17 protein-coding genes are annotated in these 17602 nt (G+C 72.3%); 9 read left to right on the forward strand and 8 right to left on the reverse strand.

Going from position 1 to position 17602, the window contains the following annotated elements; genetic code table 11:
• Nucleotides 1-26 precede the first annotated feature (26 nt).
• The 4 genes from VMF51_RS17825 to era are packed head-to-tail and all read left to right on the forward strand — an operon-like array spanning nucleotide 27 to nucleotide 4417.
• Nucleotides 27-1391: an FAD-binding oxidoreductase gene (locus VMF51_RS17825; protein WP_325475803.1), complete on the forward strand. Its 1365-nt coding sequence runs from the start codon at nucleotides 27-29 to the stop codon at nucleotides 1389-1391.
• Nucleotides 1388-2674 carry a cyclopropane-fatty-acyl-phospholipid synthase family protein gene (locus tag VMF51_RS17830; protein ID WP_325475804.1) on the forward strand — a complete coding sequence of 429 codons (1287 nt, stop codon included), beginning with the start codon at nucleotides 1388-1390 and terminating at the stop codon, nucleotides 2672-2674. The genes VMF51_RS17825 and VMF51_RS17830 overlap by 4 nt, the downstream gene beginning before the upstream one ends.
• Nucleotides 2675-2714: 40 nt before the next feature.
• Nucleotides 2715-3494, forward strand: a complete 780-nt coding sequence (locus VMF51_RS17835) for a siderophore-interacting protein (protein ID WP_325475805.1) — start codon at nucleotides 2715-2717, stop codon at nucleotides 3492-3494.
• Nucleotides 3491-4417: a GTPase Era gene (gene era, locus VMF51_RS17840; RefSeq protein WP_325475806.1), complete on the forward strand. Its 927-nt coding sequence runs from the start codon at nucleotides 3491-3493 to the stop codon at nucleotides 4415-4417. The genes VMF51_RS17835 and era overlap by 4 nt, the downstream gene beginning before the upstream one ends.
• A 19-nt stretch (nucleotides 4418-4436) precedes the next feature.
• On the opposite strand, the gene VMF51_RS17845 is transcribed toward era, so the two are convergent.
• The 4 genes from VMF51_RS17845 to VMF51_RS17860 are packed head-to-tail and all read right to left on the reverse strand — an operon-like array spanning nucleotide 4437 to nucleotide 7705.
• Nucleotides 4437-5252: a septum formation family protein gene (locus VMF51_RS17845; protein ID WP_325475807.1), complete on the reverse strand. Its 816-nt coding sequence runs from the start codon at nucleotides 5250-5252 to the stop codon at nucleotides 4437-4439.
• A 10-nt stretch (nucleotides 5253-5262) separates the two neighbouring features.
• On the reverse strand, nucleotides 5263-6072 hold the full coding sequence (locus VMF51_RS17850) for a septum formation family protein (protein ID WP_325475808.1): 810 nt from the start codon (nucleotides 6070-6072) through the stop codon (nucleotides 5263-5265).
• Nucleotides 6073-6116: 44 nt separating this feature from the next.
• Complete coding sequence (locus VMF51_RS17855) at nucleotides 6117-6848, reverse strand: GAF and ANTAR domain-containing protein (RefSeq protein WP_325475809.1); 732 nt, start codon at nucleotides 6846-6848, stop codon at nucleotides 6117-6119.
• 5 nt (nucleotides 6849-6853) lie between these two features.
• The gene (locus VMF51_RS17860) at nucleotides 6854-7705 is read right to left on the reverse strand and encodes a sigma-70 family RNA polymerase sigma factor (protein ID WP_325475810.1); all 852 of its coding nucleotides are present in this window, start codon (nucleotides 7703-7705) and stop codon (nucleotides 6854-6856) included.
• Nucleotides 7706-7952: 247 nt separating this feature from the next.
• Between VMF51_RS17860 and VMF51_RS17865 the strand changes: the two genes are divergently transcribed.
• Entirely contained in the window at nucleotides 7953-9908 is a 1956-nt protein-coding gene (locus VMF51_RS17865) for a SpoIIE family protein phosphatase (protein ID WP_325475811.1), read from the forward strand.
• A gap of 115 nt (nucleotides 9909-10023) precedes the next feature.
• Nucleotides 10024-10365: an STAS domain-containing protein gene (locus VMF51_RS17870; RefSeq protein ID WP_325475812.1), complete on the forward strand. Its 342-nt coding sequence runs from the start codon at nucleotides 10024-10026 to the stop codon at nucleotides 10363-10365.
• A 10-nt stretch (nucleotides 10366-10375) separates the two neighbouring features.
• Here VMF51_RS17870 and VMF51_RS17875 read toward each other — a convergent pair whose 3' ends face one another.
• Nucleotides 10376-10864 (reverse strand): flavodoxin family protein, encoded by a 489-nt coding sequence (locus VMF51_RS17875; RefSeq protein ID WP_325475813.1) that lies wholly within the window; start codon nucleotides 10862-10864, stop codon nucleotides 10376-10378.
• Nucleotides 10865-10891: 27 nt separating this feature from the next.
• Entirely contained in the window at nucleotides 10892-11737 is an 846-nt protein-coding gene (locus VMF51_RS17880; protein ID WP_325475814.1) for a sigma-70 family RNA polymerase sigma factor, read from the reverse strand.
• 142 nt (nucleotides 11738-11879) lie between these two features.
• Between VMF51_RS17880 and VMF51_RS17885 the strand changes: the two genes are divergently transcribed.
• The 3 genes from VMF51_RS17885 to VMF51_RS17895 are packed head-to-tail and all read left to right on the forward strand — an operon-like array spanning nucleotide 11880 to nucleotide 14680.
• The gene (locus VMF51_RS17885; protein ID WP_325475815.1) at nucleotides 11880-13745 is read left to right on the forward strand and encodes a PAS domain S-box protein; all 1866 of its coding nucleotides are present in this window, start codon (nucleotides 11880-11882) and stop codon (nucleotides 13743-13745) included.
• Nucleotides 13742-14524 (forward strand): response regulator, encoded by a 783-nt coding sequence (locus VMF51_RS17890; RefSeq protein WP_325475816.1) that lies wholly within the window; start codon nucleotides 13742-13744, stop codon nucleotides 14522-14524. Before VMF51_RS17885 ends, VMF51_RS17890 begins: the two co-directional genes overlap by 4 nt.
• Nucleotides 14525-14533: 9 nt before the next feature.
• Nucleotides 14534-14680 (forward strand): DUF1059 domain-containing protein, encoded by a 147-nt coding sequence (locus VMF51_RS17895; RefSeq protein ID WP_325475817.1) that lies wholly within the window; start codon nucleotides 14534-14536, stop codon nucleotides 14678-14680.
• Nucleotides 14681-14832: 152 nt separating this feature from the next.
• Here VMF51_RS17895 and VMF51_RS17900 read toward each other — a convergent pair whose 3' ends face one another.
• On the reverse strand, nucleotides 14833-16323 hold the full coding sequence (locus VMF51_RS17900) for an FAD-dependent oxidoreductase (protein WP_325475818.1): 1491 nt from the start codon (nucleotides 16321-16323) through the stop codon (nucleotides 14833-14835).
• On the reverse strand, nucleotides 16320-17405 hold the full coding sequence (locus VMF51_RS17905) for a YihY/virulence factor BrkB family protein (protein ID WP_325475819.1): 1086 nt from the start codon (nucleotides 17403-17405) through the stop codon (nucleotides 16320-16322). Before VMF51_RS17905 ends, VMF51_RS17900 begins: the two co-directional genes overlap by 4 nt.
• Nucleotides 17406-17602: the final 197 nt, after the last annotated feature.

A 17602-nucleotide genomic window follows, 5' to 3' on the forward strand; every position in this document is an offset into this window, starting at 1 on the left:
GTCCGCACAGGAGTAACTTGCACTACGTGAGTCGTGCGAGCGCTTGGGAAGCGCACGAGCAGGCCGTCGACCGGCTGCGTGCGTCGTACACCGCGATCCCGTCGGGATCGCCCGTCCGCCTGGCCAAGAGGACCTCCAACCTGTTCCGCCCGCGGGCCGCGACGACGGCTCCGGGACTGGACGTCTCGGGCCTGACCGGGGTCATCGAGGTCGACCCGGAGACCCGCACGGCCGAGGTCCAGGGCATGTGCACCTACGAGGACCTCGTCGACGCGACCCTCCCGCACGGCCTGATCCCGCTGGTCGTCCCGCAGCTGCGCACCATCACTCTCGGCGGCGCCGTCACCGGCCTCGGCATCGAGTCGACCAGCTTCCGCAACGGCCTGCCGCACGAGTCGGTCCTCGAGATGGACGTGTTCACGGGGGCGGGCGAGGTGGTGACGACCCGGCCCGGCGACGAGCTGTTCGACACGTTCCCCAACAGCTACGGCTCGCTCGGCTACGCCACCCGGCTGCGGATCGAGCTCGAGCCCGTGCCGTCGTACGTCGCCCTGCGCCACGTGCGCTTCGACGACGTCGGGCTGCTCGCCAAGGCGGTCAACGCGATCGTCGAGACCGGTGAGTACGACGGGCGCCGCGTCGACGGCCTCGACGGGGTCGCGTTCGAGCCGGGGGAGTACTACCTCACGCTGGCCACCTGGCAGCGCGAGCCCGGCGAGACCAGCGACTACACCGGGCAGCAGATCTACTACCGCTCGATCCGGGAGCGGGAGACCGACCTGCTCACGATGTACGACTACCTGTGGCGCTGGGACACCGACTGGTTCTGGTGCTCGGGCGCGTTCGGCGTCCAGAACCCCCGGGTCCGGCGGGTGTGGCCGCGGCGCTGGCGGCGCTCGGACGCCTACCACCGGCTGATCGGGCTCGACAACCGTCTAGGCATCGTCGACCGGCTGGACCGCCGGGCGGGCCGGCCGCAGCGTGAGCGGGTGATCCAGGACATCGAGGTGCCGGTCGAGCGGCTGGGCGAGTTCCTGGAGTGGTTCGACGACGAGGTCGGGATGCGGCCGGTATGGCTGTGCCCGCTGCGCCTACGCGGCGAGAAGGAGTGGTCGTCGTACCCCCTGGCGGTCGGGACGACGTACGTCAACGTCGGCTTCTGGGGCACCGTCCACGTCGGCCCCGAGGCACCGCACGGCCCGACCAACCGTGCCATCGAGACGCGCGTGCACGAGCTGGGCGGCCACAAGTCGCTCTACTCCGAGGCGTTCTACGACCCCGAGACCTTCGACCGGCTCTACGACGGCGACAACCTCGCCGCCGTGAAGCGGCGCTACGACCCTGATGACCGGCTCACGAGCCTCTACGACAAGGCGGTGAAGAAGAGATGACCCTCCTCCAGCGACCCACGATCTCCATCGGCGAGGCCGTCGCCTCCCTGCTGCGCGACGGCATGCCGGTGCGCTTCACGGCGTACGACGGCAGCAGCGCCGGCCCGGAGGACGCCGAGTTCGGCCTGCACCTCGTCAACGAGCGCGGGCTGCGCTACCTGCTGACGGCGCCGGGCGACCTCGGCATGGCGCGCGCGTACGTCGCCGGCGACCTGGAGCTGATCGGCGTGCACCCGGGCGACCCGTACGACGCGATGGTGCTGCTGATGAACCACCTGCGCTTCCGCAAGCCGACCGCCGCGGAGGCGCTCCACCTGGTGCGCGGGCTCGGTCTCGGCAACCTGCTCCGCCCGCCCCCGCCGCCGCCGGAGGAGCACCTGCCGCGCTGGCGCCGGGCCGTGGAGGGGCTGCGGCACTCGATGGCCCGCGACGCGGAGGCCATCCACCACCACTACGACGTCTCCAACGCCTTCTACGAGATGGTGCTCGGCCCGTCGATGGCCTACACCTGCGCGGTCTTCCCGACCGAGGACGCGACCCTGGAGGAGGCCCAGTTCGAGAAGTTCGACCTGGTCTGCCGCAAGCTGGCGCTGCAGCCCGGGCAGCGGCTCCTCGACGTCGGCTGCGGCTGGGGCGGCATGGTCATGCACGCCGCGAAGCACTACGGCGTGAAGGCCCTCGGGGTCACGCTGTCGCGCGAGCAGGCGGAGTGGGCCAAGCGGGCCATCGACGACGCCGGTCTCAGCGACCTGGCCGAGGTCCGTCACCTCGACTACCGCGACGTGCTCGAGGAGGACTTCGACGCCGTCAGCTCGATCGGCATGACCGAGCACGTCGGCGTGAAGAACTACCCGGCGTACTTCGAGTTCCTGCGCAGCCGCCTGCGCCCCGGCGGGCGCCTGCTCAACCACTGCATCACCCGCCCGCACAACCGGCCCACCGACACCGGCGCCTTCATCGACCGCTACGCGTTCCCCGACGGGGAGCTCACCGGCTCCGGCACGATCGTCACCGCGGCGCAGAACGCCGGCCTCGAGGTCATGCACGCGGAGAACTTCCGCCCGCACTACGCCATGACCCTGCGGGAGTGGTGCCGCAACCTGGAGGAGAACTGGGACGCGTGCGTCGCCGAGGTCGGCGAGGGCACGGCGCGCGTGTGGGGTCTGTACATGGCCGGGTCGCGGATCGGGTTCGAGCGCAACGAGATCCAGCTGCACCACGTGCTGGCGACCCGGACCGCCGACGACGGGACGAGCGGCTACCCGATCCGGCACGACTTCTGAGGCTTATCGGTTCCGGCGTGCGCACCGGTAGCCTCGTCCGGTGAGCACGAGGGCCCAGCAGTACGACGCGCAGGTGCTGCGGCGGGAGCGGCTCTCGCCGCACCTGCTGCGGCTGGTGCTCGGCGGACCCGGTCTGGCGGAGTTCGCCTCGACCGGCATCGCCGACGAGTGGGTCGGGCTGGTCGTCCCCGGGCAGTTCCAGAGCCGCTACTACACCGTGCGGTCGTGGGCCGAGGGCGAGCTGACCCTCGACGTGGTGGTCCACGACGTCGGCCTGGTCACCGAGTGGGCGCAGCGCGACGACGCCGTGGTGGGGGAGACCGTCACAATCACCGAGCCCAAGGGCTCCTTCCTACCGCCGGGCGACGCCGGCTGGCTGATGCTGGTCGGTGACCTCACCGCGCTGCCGGCGATGTCGCGGATCGCGTCCGAGACCACGTTGCCGACCCGGATCTGGGCCGAGGTGCCCGAGCGTCCCGAGGGCTACCTGCCCGACGGGGTCGAGGTGACCTGGCTGGCCCAGCCCGGCGACGGGCAGAGCGCCCTCGCCGAGGTGGTCGAGGACCTGGTCTGGCCCGACGGCCCGGGGTACTTCTGGATGGCCGGCGAGTCCGCGCAGATGCGGGCGATCCGCAAGCACCTGATGCGCGAGCGCCAGCTCCCGTCGACGGCGTACGACGTGATGGGCTACTGGCGCGGTGTCGCGCAGCGCCAGCCCCGCGCGGTCGACCCCGGACCGATCTGGCGGGCCGGCAAGGCGGCGGGCAAGAGCGACGAGCAGATCTGGGCGGAGTACGACGAGGCGAGGGAGCAGGGATGAGCGGGACCGAGGAGCACCGCAGCGGGTTCGTCTCGTTCGTCGGCCGTCCCAACGCGGGCAAGTCGACGCTGACCAACGCGCTGGTCGGGCAGAAGGTCGTGATCACCTCCGACAAGCCGCAGACGACGCGGACCGTCGTACGCGGCATCGTGCACCGCCCGGACGCCCAGCTGATCCTGGTCGACACCCCGGGCCTGCACCGCCCGCGCACCCTGCTCGGCGAGCGGCTCAACGACCTGGTGACGACGACCCTCGCCGAGGTCGACGTCGTGGCCGTGTGCTTCCCGGCGAACGAGAAGATCGGGCCGGGGGACCGGTTCATCGCGACCGAGATGGCCAAGATCAAGCGCACGAGGAAGGTCGCGATCGCGACCAAGACCGACCTCGCGACCCCGGAGCAGATCGGCCGGCACCTGCTGGACATCCAGGCGCTCGGCGGCGAGATCGGCGTCGAGTGGGCCGAGATCGTCCCGGTGTCGGCCGTCGCCGGCGACCAGGTGTCGCTGCTGCAGGACCTGCTGGTCGGGTTGCTGCCCGAGGGGCCGCAGCTCTACCCCGACGGCGACCTCACCGACGCGCCGGAGGAGATCCTGGTCGCCGAGCTGGTCCGCGAGGCGGCGCTCGAGGGCCTGCGCGACGAGCTCCCGCACTCCGTGGCGGTGGTCGTGGAGGAGATGCGCCTGCGCGAGGACCGCCCCGAGGACAAGCCGCTGCTCGACATCCACGCCAACCTGTACGTCGAGCGCGACTCCCAGAAGGGCATCATCATCGGCCCCAAGGGCGCCCGCCTGCGCGACATCGGCACCCGTGCCCGCCAGCAGATCGTCGCCCTCCTCGGCACCCCCGTCTACCTCGACCTGCACGTCAAGATCGCCAAGGACTGGCAGCGCGACCCCCGCCAGCTGCGCAAGCTCGGCTTCTGATCGATCCGGCGACCCGGCGTCAGGCCGGGGCCCAGCAGCGGCCGTAGGTCTGGCCGGCGCGCCACTGCTTCGCGGTGGGCCACTCGTAGCCCCAGCGGAAGTCGAGGGGGTCGTCGGCGGCATCGCGGCCGGCGTCCTCGCAGGGGGTCTGGCCGGCGTCGCGGACGGCCCGGGGGCCGGGGTACGACCCGGCCGGCAGGTCGACGACGCTGACGGCGCGCCAGGAGTGGTCGGCCGAGCAGGGGACCCGGGTGAAGTCACGGGCGTCGGGGGCGGCGGTGCCGCACATGCCCCACCGGTCCCGGCCCTCCGGCTTGCCGAGGACACCCTTCAGGGTGCCGGTCACCGGAGCGAGCCGCTCGGGACCGGCGAGGGCGATGACGTCGCAGCGGTACCACGCGGCACCGCCGTCGGAGTCCTCCACGGTCGGGGTGAACCAGACGGCGCGGAGCATGCTCAAGCGCCGGTCGTCCTCGGAGCCGCCGACGAAGTCGCCGAGCGCCCGCGGGCAGGCGCGCGCGACCTGCTTGCGCACCCGCGCCGAGTCGACGGCGAGCAGGTGACCGTCGACGACGGTGTCGAGCCGCCCCACGACGTACGTCTGCGAGGTGTGCCGGCGAGCGCAGTCCACCGGCTCGCGGTCGTTCGTGGGGGCGAGGGCGTCGTCGTACGCCAGCCGGTAGCAGACGCCCTCGGGCGGGACGGGCGCCTCGGTCGCGCTCGGCAGCACGGTCGGCGTCGGGGTGGGGGACGGGTCGGCCCCCGGCTCGTCGGACCCGGTGCACGCGCCGAGCGCGAGCGTCGCGATCGCCACCGGGACCAGCAGGGCTCTCACGGGGTCGTCCTCACTGGGTGGTCTTCGCCCAGCACACCGAGCGGCGGTTGCCGGCGTCCCACTCGGCCTCGCGGAACCAGGTGTAGGCGAAGTCGTACTTGACCGGGTACTTCAGCCACGCCGCGACCGACCTGGAGCAGAAGTCGCGGCTCTTGACTTCGACCAGCCGGTCGCCGGGGTACGGCGCGTCCTGGTCGGCCGGGATCTTGATCGTCGTGACCGCCCGCCAGTCGTGCTTCTCCGAGCAGGCGACCCGCGGCGCGCCGGGGACGCTCGGCCCGGCCACGCAGGCCATCCAGGTGTCGTCGGGGAGCCCCTCGAGCATGCCGGCGGCGTCCTCCGGGAGATCGACGTACGACGCGGACTGCTCGCCGCCGCCGATGACGTCGCAGCGGTACCACCGGGCGCCCTCGTCCCAGGCCTTCGGGGAGGGTCGGAACCACGCCCAGCTCACCATGGTCCGCATGACCGTGCTCTCGTCGGCCTTCATGAACTCCCGGAACGCCTTCGAGCAGGTGCGGTAGGCGAACGAGCCGAGCCGCGGGTCGTCGTGGTCGAGGTCGGTGTGCGTCTCCGGGAGCTCGCCGACCGCGAAGGTCTGCGCCGTGTGCGGCTCCGCGCAGTCGACAACCGGGCTCGCGTTGCTGGGCTCGGCGACGTCCTCCGGGGACAGCACCCGGCACACGCCGTTCTCGGGTGCCTCGACCGTGTCGATCGGGTCAGGCTCCGTGTCGGCGCCGCAGCCGGCGAGGAGCGCGGCGGCGAGCACCAGCGCGACCGCCCACAGGGGGAGGGGCCGGAGCCGGGAGTCGCGCAGCACGGGCGCGATGCTACCCGCGTGTCGCAACGCGGCCGGGGTCGCACTCAGGCCGGGTCCAGGTCGCCAACGTCTGCGACGACGGGTCCGCGCGGGGCGCTGGGCAGCTCGCGCGACTCCAGCACCGTCCGGGCGACGTCGCGCAGCTTGATGTTGTTGTCATTGGAGTAGCGCTGCAGGACGGTGAAGGCCGACTCGTACGACACGTCGTAGCGCACCGCGATGACTCCCTGCGCCATCCCGATGACGTGGCGCGACTCCAGGGCGGCCTCCAGGTTGCCGACCAGCCGCGCCTTGCTGAGCGCCTCGGCGGCGTGGGTGGCGAAGATCAGGGCGGTGTCGACGGAGTCCTGGTCGAAGGCGCCGGCGCGTCCCGCGTAGAGGTTCAGGGCGCCGAGCGTCGTCCCTCCGGAGTGCAGCCGGATCGCCAGCGCCGCGTGGACGCCGTGATCGGCTGCGACCTGCGACCACCGCGGCCAGCGGTCGTCGGCGCGCACGTCGTCGACGACGCAGCTCCCGGACTCGAACGCGGCGTCGAGGCAGGGACCCTCGCCGAGGGCGTACTGGGCGGCGTCGACAGCGAGGACGACGTCGCCGGTCGCCGCGACGGTCTCCGCCCGGCCGCGGCGCTGACGCAGGGTGATGCCGCAGTGGTCGGCCGGGGGCACCACCTCCACGGCCCGCCGGACGACGCGGTCGAAGGTGAGCTCGCCCGGGTCGGCGAGGAGATCCTCGGCGACCTGGGCGAAGTACGCCGCCCACCTCATGTCGTCGTTCACGGTGCTCAGCCGACCTCCGCCCTGATGTCCTGGAGGATGCGGGAGAGCAGACGCGAGACCTGCATCTGGGTGACCCCGAGGTCCGCACCGATCTCCTCCTGGGTGCGGTCCTCGAAGAAGCGCAGGTAGAGAATGCGCCGATCGCGCTCGGAGAGCCGACGTACGACGGGGGCGAGCGTGACCCGGGCGTCGGCGGCGTCGCGGTCGACGTCGTCCTCGGCGATCAGCGCCCCGAGCGTCGTCGGGGACTCCTGGCCGACGGGAAGGTCGAGCGAGGTCGGCTGGAAGCACCCCGACGCCTCGTGGGCCTCGCGGTACTCCTCCACCCCGATGTCGAGGTGGCCCATCACCTCCGCGTCGGTGGGCTCGCGGCCCAGCTCCTGAGCGAGGTCCTCCTGGGCGCGGTTGACGCGCCACTGCAGCTCCTGGATCCGGCGTGGGGGCCGGACGGTCCAGCCCTGGTCGCGGAAGTAGCGCTGGATCTCGCCGCGGATCGTGGGGACGGCGTAGGTCAGCAGGTCGTTGCGCAAGTGGGGGTCGAAGCGCATCACGGCCTTCGTCAGGCCCTCGTAGGCGACCTGGACGAGGTCGTCCTGGGCGATGCCGCGGTTGCGGTAGCGCGAGGCCACCGCCTCGGCGACGCCGCGGTTGATGAGGACGACCTGCTCGAGGAGCCGTCGGCGGGTGTCCTCGTCCGCCTCGCAGGCACGATCGAGCAGTTCGGCGGTGCGCTCGGAGCGCTGCCGACGGGTCAGCCCCCGGTCGCGGGGGCGGGAGTTCGATGCGTTCGCGTCGGAGTGTCGAGGGTCCGTCGCGGTGGCGGGCCCGGCATCGTCGGGGGCGATCGGAGTGGACATGGAGCTCCCATCCGAGGGGGCGATCCCGCCGGTCTGCTCCAGCGGGTGCTGGTGGGCGCCGAAAAACTGCGCTTGACAAGCCCCTACCCGGGCACTGGTCCAGACAAGCGCGCGCGGGGGGAAACCACCCGTTGGGGTGGCCCGTTTCCGGTCTCGGTCCTGGGGATACCTCATGACGACCGAGGGGCACCTACGACCCGCGGTGGTCGAGGGCTCGGGCAGGATGTCGCACGATGAAGGGAGACGCGTGAGCGCGGACGACGAGCTCCAGGCTCAGCTCGACGACCTGCTCGGCGCGGGGACGGACCCGGACTCGGTGCTCGGCGCCTTCGAGCAGGCCCCGTCGCTGCTGGCCGTCTGCGAGGGACCTGACCTCCGCATCACGGCCCTCAACGAGGCCGCGCGTCAGGTGTACGGCGACCGTGTCGGCGTCGCGGTCGCCGTGGCGCTACGCGGGGCTGCCGCGGAGATCGCGGATTGGACCGAGCACACGTTCCGCACCGGCCAGCCCATCCACGGCCGGATCTGGCACCTCAAGGGCGAGGACGATGGTGCCGAGGCCTGGCTGAGCTTCTCGATGGTGCCGCGCCACGATGTCGACGGCTCGGTGCGCGGCGTGGTCAGCCAGGCCGTGGACGTGACCGACCAGGTCCGCACCCGCGCACGCACCGAGCGGCACTCCCAGGAGCTCCAGCACCGCCTCGAGCTCGCTCGGGAGAACCTCGTCAGCCTGCACGACGCCCTCCTGCCCGAGGGGCTGCCCCTCGCGCCTGGGGTCCAGCTCGCAGCCCGCTACCTGCTCGCCGAGGACGGCGCCCGGGCCGGTGGCGACTGGTTCGACGCCATCGCCCTTCCCGACGGTCGCATCGTGCTCGTGGTCGGGGACGTCGTGGGTCACGGTGTCCGGGCCACGGTCGCGATGGGGGAGCTGCGGACGCTCTTCGAGGAGCGGGTTCGCGCCGGCGGCGACCTGGTGTCCGCACTGGAGTTGCTGGAGGCTCGTACGGCACGGGTGCCCCAGGCGCGTGCCGCGACCGTTTGCGCCGCGCTGCTCGACCCCGTTACCGGCATGCTGACCTACTGCACCGCTGGGCATCCACCGCCGTTGATGATCTCGGCTACGGGAGACGCGACGTACCTCCCGGTCACCGGTTCCGGCGCTCTGGGCTCGGGGCTGCCCTTCGTCCTCGTCGAGCACCGCCTCGAGGTCGACGACATCGTGCTGCTCTACAGCGACGGCCTGGTCGAGCGACCCGGACGCTCGCCCGTCCAGAACACTCTGGATCTCGCCCGAGTGGCCGCGCGGACGGTGCGGCCGGACACCGTCGAAGGTGTCCGCCCGGCCGAGCAGCCCGTGCAGCGCCTGACGCGCACCACGGTGGAGGAGCTCACCGCGGCCGCGGGGTACGACGACGACATCACCCTGCTCGCGGCCGCCCGGGTCAGCCTTCCCCAGCCGCTCGAGATGACGGTGCCCGCGTTCCCCGACACGCTGCGAGCGGTTCGGCAGAACCTCGGCGACTGGCTCGTCGGGCTCGGCGTCGGGCAGATCGACGAGCTCGCGCTGCAGCACGCGGTCGGCGAGCTCGTCAGCAACTCGGTCGAGCACGCCTACGAACCCGACCGGCCGCGGCACGAGACGGTGGTCTCGGTGACCGCCCAGCTGCTGCCCGGCGGCGTCGTGGAGATCGAGGTGGCCGACCGCGGAACGTGGCGACGACCGGGACCGGCCGGCGGCCGGGGACGGGGGCTGGCCATGGCCAGCGGGTTCTCCGACGACCTGCGGGTCAGCCACGACGAGCACGGCACCCGCGCGGTGCTGCGGCAGCGCCCGAGCACGCCCGTCGACCTGTTCAAGGGGGCGGCGGTCGCGGCAGCCGCTCCCAGCGAGCCGATGGAGCTGCACCAGGAGGGCGCGGTCGTCGAGCTGCGCGGAGCGCTCGACCACCGCTGCGCGGACGAGCTGCGGCGCCGGCTCTCGCACGCCACCCGCGGCGGCACCGTCGGCGTGGTTGTGGACCTCGAAGGAGTGACCCATCTCGGCAGTGCGGGCGTCCAGGTCCTCTACGAGGAGATGATCCCGCGCCGCGGCGACGGCGCGGGTCTCCTCCTGATCGCGCCGCCCGGCTCGCCCGCCCAACACGTATTGGAGCTGGTGCGCCTCCCGTACGCCACCGCGCGGGAGGACGCCCGCCCCGCCTGATCGCCCGCATTCCGGCTGAGAGAAGGCCAAGAAGTACGCCGACAGCGACAGTTCACCCCGGCGGGTGAGGTGTCCGGCTGTACGTCCCGGGCCGGAACGGCCTAGGGTCGGGAGCATGGAAGAGAGGCCGTTCTCGGCAACCCCTAGCCCAGGTCTGCTGACCGTCAGTGGGTCCGTCGACGAGTACGCCGTCATCGCCCTGCGCAACGCACTGCGCGAGCAGACCGCGGAGTACACGTCGTCCCTGTCAATCGACCTGACCGACGCCGACTACCTCCCGAGTGTCGCGGTCAGCGTCCTCGTCGCGGCGATGCGCTCCTGCGAGCAGCACGGCGCGGAACTCTCGCTCGTCGCGGCCAGCGGGACGATCGCCCAGCGCGTGCTCATGGTCTGCGCCCTGCCGTACCGCGAGACCGTCGACGGCACCACGCCGCCGGAGAATCCGGTCGTCGCCTGACCCGTCGGGCCTAGCCCATCAGTACAGCCGCCACGGTGCCTCCGAGCTCGTAGGCGGCTTTCTGCTGTTCGGGGCCGACCTCGCCCAGCACCTCGAGGATCTCGGCGGACTGTCGCCAGCCCAGGGCCCCGACGATGGAGAGCACCGAGCGCACCGCGCCCGTGGTGTCGTAGCGCCCGTGCACCCACAGGCCGAACGGCTTGCGCGGACCAGAAGCGCCGCCGGCGGCGGAGCCGTCGTCGGAGAGCGCGCCACCGGCCTCCAGGAAGACGGTGTCGAAGAAGTGCTTGAGCGCGCCGCTCATGTAGCCGAAGTTGGCCGTCGTCCCGAGCAGATACCCGTCCGCCGCGAGGACGTCGGCGGGAGTGGCCTCGAGGGCGGCGCGGACCACGACCTCCACCCCCTCGAGGGCATCGTCGTGGGCGCCCTCCACCACCGAGTCGGCCAGGGAGCCAGCCGACCCGGTGGGGGAGTGGTGGACGATCAGCAGCCGGGCCATGGACCCGACGCTAGCGCCCGGTCCTTCTCAGCGGCGGGCGTCGGCCCGGTCGCGGTGGGCGGTGCGGTCCGGCCCACTGGCCGCCTCGGGCTGCTCGGTGGTGAGGTCCTCGCGCATCTGGCCGAGGATCCGGTTCAGCAGCCGCGAGACCTGCATCTGGGTCACACCCAACTCCTCGCCGATCTGCTGCTGGGTGCAGTCCTCGGCGAAGCGCAGGTGCAGGATCCGGCGGTCGCGCTCGGAGAGCTGACGCATCACCGGCTGCAGCATCACCCGGGCCTCGAGGGCCTCGCGGTCGGCCTCGTCGTCGAGGGTGAGCAGGTCACCGACGGTGACGTCGCCCTGCTCGCGGACGGGGTGGTCGAGGGAGGCGGGCTGGAAGCAGCCGCGGGCCTCGAGCGCCTCCAGCACGTCGGAGACGGGCACGTCGAGCTCGGCGGCGATGTCGGCGGCCGGCATGGGGGAGCCGTCGTGACGGCCCGTGCGGCGCAGGTGGTGGACCTTCGCGTGGATCTCCTGGATCCGGCGCGGGGGACGGACGGTCCAGCCGTGGTCGCGGAAGTAGCGCTTCAGCTCACCCGACATGGTCGGGACGGCGTAGCTGAGGAAGTCGCGCTCCTGGGTGACGTCGAACTTGCGGGCGGCACGCACCAGCGCGCACGCCGCCACCTGCTCGAGATCCTCCAGCGCGACGCCCCGGTTGCGGAACCGTCGAGCGACGGCGTGCGCCACCTGCAGGTTGAGCACCACGACCTCGTCGAGGAGGTGGTTGCGCTGCTCGGGGGGACAGGTTGCCGCTTCGGCCAGCAGGGAAGCGGTCTTCTCGCGCCGGACGTCGTCCGGCGTCTCGCGGTGGAGCGCTCCAGAGGTCATGAGAGGTTCCTGCCCCGAACCCCGACAAGTTGAAACTCGACTTATCAGATCTTCACCCAGATGGGTGAGAGTTCGGGGCAGGCGGACCCGACGACATGGACCGGGCGTTCGCGGCCGGCGTCGTCCGGTACGTTCATCGGCCATGAGCGCGGCGCCCACCATCGTCATCGTCGATGACGCGCCCGAGGTCCGCCGCCTGCTGCGTCGGCGGCTCGGCATCGGAGGTCGCCTCGAGGTGCTCGACGAGGGGGCGAACGGTGCTGAGGCCGTCGAGCTCGTCGCCCGCCACCGGCCGGCACTGCTGCTGATGGACGTCTCGATGCCGGTCGTCGACGGCCTCCAGGCCCTGCCGGACGTGCGGAGGGCGTCGCCCGAGACCGTCGTCGTCATGTACAGCGGCTTCGACGAGCAGGGGCTGGCGGAGCGGGCGCGCGAGCTCGGGGCGGCGGCGTACCTGAAGAAGTCGGGCTCGCTCGCCACCATGGTCGACGACCTGCTCTCGATCCTCGCGGGGCACGTGCCCTCGCCGGACGCCGCGACGCCCGGAGCGGGCGATCCGGTCCTCGACGCCCACCTCGAACGGTTCCGCGAGGTCTTCGAGGACGCGGCCATCGGCATGGCGACGCTGACCCTCGCCGGCCGGGTCGTCCGCGCCAACCGCAGCTTGGCCCGGCTGACCGGCCGTCCCATCGAGGCCCTGGTCGGTCGCGAGTACGCCGAGCTGATGGACGTGCACGCGAACGCGCTGGTCTCCGCGCTGGAGCGGATCGTGGACGGGGGCGAGGACGCGGTCCAGGTCGAGCACCCGGTGACCGACCGGCCCGGCGTGCACCTGCTCGCGACCGTGACCCCGGTCCGCGACGCCGAGCGGGCCCCGCTCTACCTGTTCCTGCAGGCCCAGGACGTCAGCAGCCAGCGGGGGGCCGAGCAGCAGCTGCGGCAGAGCGAGCAGCGGTTCCGGCTGCTGGTCGACGCGGTGCAGGACTACGCGATCTTCATGCTCGACCCCGACGGCCACATCGCCAGCTGGAACGCCGGGGCGCAGCGGAGCAAGGGCTACCGGGCCGAGGAGATCGTGGGGCGGCACTTCCGGGTCTTCTACCCGCCGGAGGTCCAGGCGTCGCGGCACCCCGAGCACGAGCTCCAGCTGGCGCTGCGCGACAACCACTACGAGGAGGAGGGCTGGCGGATCCGGAAGGACGGCAGCCGCTTCTGGGCGCACGTCACCATCACCACGGTGCGCGACGCGAACGGACGCCACGTCGGCTTCGCGAAGGTGACCCGTGACGTCACGGAGCGGCTCCGGGCGGCCGAGGCGCTGGAGTCGGCGAACCTCCAGTTGCAGCGGGCGGCCGACGAGCAGGCGCAGTTCCTGGCCGTCACCGCGCACGAGCTGCGCGGTCCCGTCGGGGTGCTGGCGATGTCGGCCGAGACCCTCCAGCGGCACTGGTCGGAGCTCGACGAGGACGAGCGCGACGAGTTCCTGCTCAGCATGTCCACCAGCGCGGTGCAGCTGAACCGGCTCCTGTCCGACCTGTTGACGACCTCGCGCCTGCAGGCGCGCTCCCTGGACCTCCGGCCGCAGACCATCGACGTCCGTCAGCACCTGTCGGTGCTTGCGGCGACGCTGCAGAAGGCGCATCCTCAGGCGGTGGTGGTCCTCGACGGGGACGAGGACGCCAGGATCTTCGCCGACCCCGGAAGGTTGACGCAGGCCATGGACAACCTGCTGACGAACGCGCTGCGGCACGGTCGTTCGCCGGTGCACGTGCACACCCGCGCGCGCGGTGCCGTGGTCGACCTCGTCGTGCGCGACGGCGGCGAGGGCGTCGCGGCCGAGATGCAGCCGCGCCTGTTCGACCGGTTCGCCACGGGCAGCCGGGGCGGCACCGGGCTCGGGCTGTACATCGTGCGCGAGCTCGCCCGCGCCCAGGGCGGCGACGCGTCGTACGACGCCGCGGAGCGCGCCTTCGTCCTGACCCTGCCCGCGGTCCCGGGTCCGGCGTGAGCACCCCGGTGACGGACGGCGAGGTCGGGGTCCCGATCCGGGTGCTGCTGGTCGACGACGCTGTCGACGTCCGCCGGCTGGTGCGCACGGCGCTGCGCTTCCGCGGCGGGTTCGAGGTCAGCGGTGAGGCGTCGACGGGCGCCGAGGCGGTCGACCTGGTGACCGCCCTGCAACCCGACATCGTCGTGCTCGACCTGGGCCTGCCCGACCTGGCCGGCCGCGACGTGCTGACCCGGGTGCGCGAGGCCGCCCCGGGCACCAAGGTCGTGGTGTTTTCGGGCGCCGATCCCGACGACCGCTCGTGGTTCGAGGAGCAGGCCGCCGGCTACGTCCTGAAGAACGAAGACCTCGACTACCTGGTCGACCTCCTCGTCGCGGTCGTGCGCCCGGCGCGGACGATGGCGGTCGCGGACCTCCCGCAGGAGCTCGGCAGCGTGCGGCAGGCGCGCTCGCTGGTGCGTCGCACCCTCGCCGACTGGAACCTGTCCCACCTGGAGGACGAGGCGATCCTGGTCGTGAGCGAGCTGGCCGCCAACGCGCTCAACCACGCGCAGTCGTCGTACCAGGTGCGGGTCTACCACAACCCGAGCACGGTCCGGATCGAGGTGCACGACGGCGGGGCCGGAACCCCCGAGCCGCAGCCCACCAGCGCGACCCGGGAGGGCGGCCGCGGCCTGCTGCTGGTCTCGGCCATGTCGGCCTCGTGGGGGCTGGAGCAGACGGCGGACGGCAAGGTGGTCTGGGCCGAACTCGCCCACGGCCTCGGCACGACGGCGTAGTCTGCCGCCGTGAAGACCAGGCTGACCTGTCCCTGCGGGACCACCGTCGTCGGCAAGGACGAGGACGAGCTCGTCACGCTGACCCAGAAGCACCTCGCCGCGGAGCACCCCGGCATGACCTACGGCCGCGACGAGATCCTGTTCATCGCGACCTGAGGGACGAGTCTCCTCACCCGTGCGGGTGAATCTCATCGGATGTAAGTTTGTGCGCAGGCAGTGCGGGCACCTGAGTTCTCAGGAAAGCGGTCCGCCCCCGCCACTGGACTTACGCAGGCCCTGACGGGGGCGGACTTTCCTCTCCCAGCCTCTCAGCGCTGGGAGAGACCACAGACGGCGGGGCCTTCGAGGACCCGGCCGTCGGGACCGAACCGCGAGCCGTGCAGCGGGCAGTCCCAGCTCCGTTCGGCGTCGTTCCAGCGCACGATGCCGCCGAGGTGGGAGCACACGCCCGAGACCCGTCGCTCGACGCCGTCGACCCGCGAGGTCGCTGTCGGGGTGCGGAGGGCGTCGTACCGGACGGTGCCGTCCCCCTCACCGGGCGCCGGTCCCACGCCGGGGTGCAGCGCCGGGCGCAGCCAGCCCCCCGCCATCTCCAGCCCGACCTCGCCGTTGATCCGGGCCGCGTCGAGCAGGCCGCGCAGCTCGCTGCCGGTCCACGGCTGGAAGGCCTGCGCCCACTCCAGGTGGCCGCCCAGCACCTGGCCGCTGATGGCCAGGGCGGCGGCGACGCCGTTGGTCATTCCCCACTTGGAGTAGCCGCCCGCGACGAGGACCTCGTCGCGCCCGGGGAGGATCGGCCCGGCGAAGGGGAGCGCGTGGTGCGGCACGTAGTCCTGCGCGGACCAGGCGTGGGTCTCCACGGCGTCGGGGAACCAGCGGGCGGTCCACTCGCGCAGCTCGTCGACCCGGCCCTGCTCGGAGCCCGACGCGCCGACCTTGTGGCCGTTGCCGCCGACGAGCAGCAGCGTGTCGTCGCCGTCGGGGGCGTCCCGCAACGAGCGGGAGGGGGAGTCGGCGGAGAGGTACATGCCGTCGACGAGAGCGGTCGGCGTACGGAAGGCGAGGCCGTAGGAGCGCGACGGCGACATCCGCGCGAAGAAGCCACCGCGGTCGAGCACCGGCATGTTCGTGGCCACCACGACCCGGGTGGCGGCGACCTCGCCGGCGTCGGTGAGGACGCGCACGGGCTCGTGGCCGCTGACGCCCGTCACCCGCGCCCCCTCGACGATCCGGACGCCGTGCGCCGCGGCCTGGAGCGAGAGTGCGTCGAGGAGCGCGCACGGGTCGAGCTGGACCTGGTCGTCGAGCCGGATCGCCCCGCGGGTCGGGTAGGGCAGCGGCACCTCGTCCTGCCAGGCCACGTCGAGCCCCGCGGTCCGGGTCGCCTCGAGCTCGGCGCGGATCGACTGCTCGCCGGACGCGCCGTTGGCGTAGGTGTACGCCGGCCGCCGCTGGTAGTCGACCTCGTGCTCGTCGCAGAAGCGTACGACCCAGGCCTGCGCCTCGCGGTTCGCCTCGGCGTACTGCCTCAGGACGGAGTCCGGATGACGACGCGAGATGCGGGAGTACTGCGTGCCCTGCAGCAGGCTGACCTTGGCGGTGCTCCGCCCGGTGGTGCCCACCCCGACGTGGTCGGCCTCGAGGAGGACGACCGACTGTCCGCTGCGGGCGAGCAGCAGCGCGGTGGTCAGTCCGGTGATGCCGCCCCCGACCACGACGGTGTCCGCCTCGCCCGGGAGGTCGCCCACCTCCTCGGGGGTGCGGGGGTGACGGTCCTGCCAGAGCGAGACGAGCGTCATGCGGTTCCTCCGTCGTGGGCGGTGGAGTCGTCGGTGGTCGAGTCGTGGTGTCGCCGGATGGCACGGCCGCGGCGGATGTCCTCGGCCTCCTTCTCGCGGGCCTTGTCGATCTTGCGGGTGTCGCGGGGCGGCAGCTGGATCGTCTCCTCCGCCGCGATACCGGACTGCAGCTCGCGCCCGCGCTCCAGCTCGGCGTCGAGCTCGGCCCCGAAGAGCAGGGCCAGGTTGGTGATCCACAGCCAGAGCAGGAAGGCGATCACGCCGCCCAGCGCGCCGTACGTCTTGTCGTAGGAGGAGAAGTTGGCGACGTAGAAGCCGAAGGCAGCCGAGAGCAGGATCCAGGTCACGATCGCCAGGGCCGCGCCCAGGCTGATCCAGCGGAACTTCGGCTGCTTGACGTTAGGCGTGGCGTAGTAGAGCAGCGCGACCATGAGCACCACGACCCCGAGCAGCACCGGCCACTTCACAATCTGCCAGACGAGGACGACGGTGGAGCCGAGCCCGATCGCGTCGCCGACGGACTGCGCCACCGGTCCGGTGAGGATCAGGGCGAGCAGCACCGCGGCGGCGAACAGCACCAGGATGACGGTGAGCAGCAGCATCACCGGCCGGAGCTTCCAGATCGGGCGGCCCTCGTCGATCTCGTAGATGCGGTTCATCGCGCGGCCGAAGGCCCCGACGTACCCGCTCGCCGACCAGAGGGCGCCCGCGAGACCGAGGACCAGGGCGAGGCCGGCGCCCTGCGAGGAGCTGAGCTCGCGCAGCGTAGGACCGATGCTGTCGACGACGCCGCCCGCGCCGAGGTCGTCGAGGATGCTCAGCACCTCGTCGACGGCCCTCGTGCCCTGGCCCACCAGGCCGAGCAGCGACGTCAGCGCGATCGCGGCGGGGAACAGGGCGAGCACGGCGTAGTAGGTCAGCGCGGCGGCCAGGTCGGTGCACTCGTCGTCGCTGAACTCGCGGACGGTCTTGCGGACGACGTACGACCAGGACCGCTTGTCGAGGTCGGTGAGGGAGTCCACCTTGCCCTCGTCGGGATCGCGGTCGGTGTCCAGCTCCCGGTCCTGCCTGGTCTCACTCATGCCCGCTCGGTTCCCCCGTCGTCGCGGGATGATGCAGGGCGCGTGGCTCACCCCTTCGGTTCGCGTGTGCGTCGAGGGACGCGGGTACCCCCCACGACATGAGTACGACGACGACCGCGTCCCCGCAGGCGAGCGGCGCGATCCCCGGCTTCGAGGACTGCCGCGGCCATTGGCACGAGCTCGAGTCCGGCGAGGAG

The organism is Nocardioides sp., from assembly GCF_035503875.1.
In the GTDB taxonomy this organism is placed as follows: domain Bacteria; phylum Actinomycetota; class Actinomycetes; order Propionibacteriales; family Nocardioidaceae; genus Nocardioides.

What these genes read in the sequence shown, in the direction of transcription:
- VMF51_RS17880 (WP_325475814.1), bottom strand. Translation starts at nt 11,737, where the DNA reads ATGACCTCTGGAGCGCTCCACCGCGAGACGCCGGACGACGTCCGGCGC.
- VMF51_RS17875 (WP_325475813.1), bottom strand. Translation starts at nt 10,864, where the DNA reads ATGGCCCGGCTGCTGATCGTCCACCACTCCCCCACCGGGTCGGCTGGC.
- VMF51_RS17870 (WP_325475812.1), top strand. Translation starts at nt 10,024, where the DNA reads ATGGAAGAGAGGCCGTTCTCGGCAACCCCTAGCCCAGGTCTGCTGACC.
- VMF51_RS17885 (WP_325475815.1), top strand. Translation starts at nt 11,880, where the DNA reads ATGAGCGCGGCGCCCACCATCGTCATCGTCGATGACGCGCCCGAGGTC.
- VMF51_RS17900 (WP_325475818.1), bottom strand. Translation starts at nt 16,323, where the DNA reads ATGACGCTCGTCTCGCTCTGGCAGGACCGTCACCCCCGCACCCCCGAG.
- VMF51_RS17830 (WP_325475804.1), top strand. Translation starts at nt 1,388, where the DNA reads ATGACCCTCCTCCAGCGACCCACGATCTCCATCGGCGAGGCCGTCGCC.
- era (WP_325475806.1), top strand. Translation starts at nt 3,491, where the DNA reads ATGAGCGGGACCGAGGAGCACCGCAGCGGGTTCGTCTCGTTCGTCGGC.
- VMF51_RS17905 (WP_325475819.1), bottom strand. Translation starts at nt 17,405, where the DNA reads ATGAGTGAGACCAGGCAGGACCGGGAGCTGGACACCGACCGCGATCCC.
- VMF51_RS17860 (WP_325475810.1), bottom strand. Translation starts at nt 7,705, where the DNA reads ATGTCCACTCCGATCGCCCCCGACGATGCCGGGCCCGCCACCGCGACG.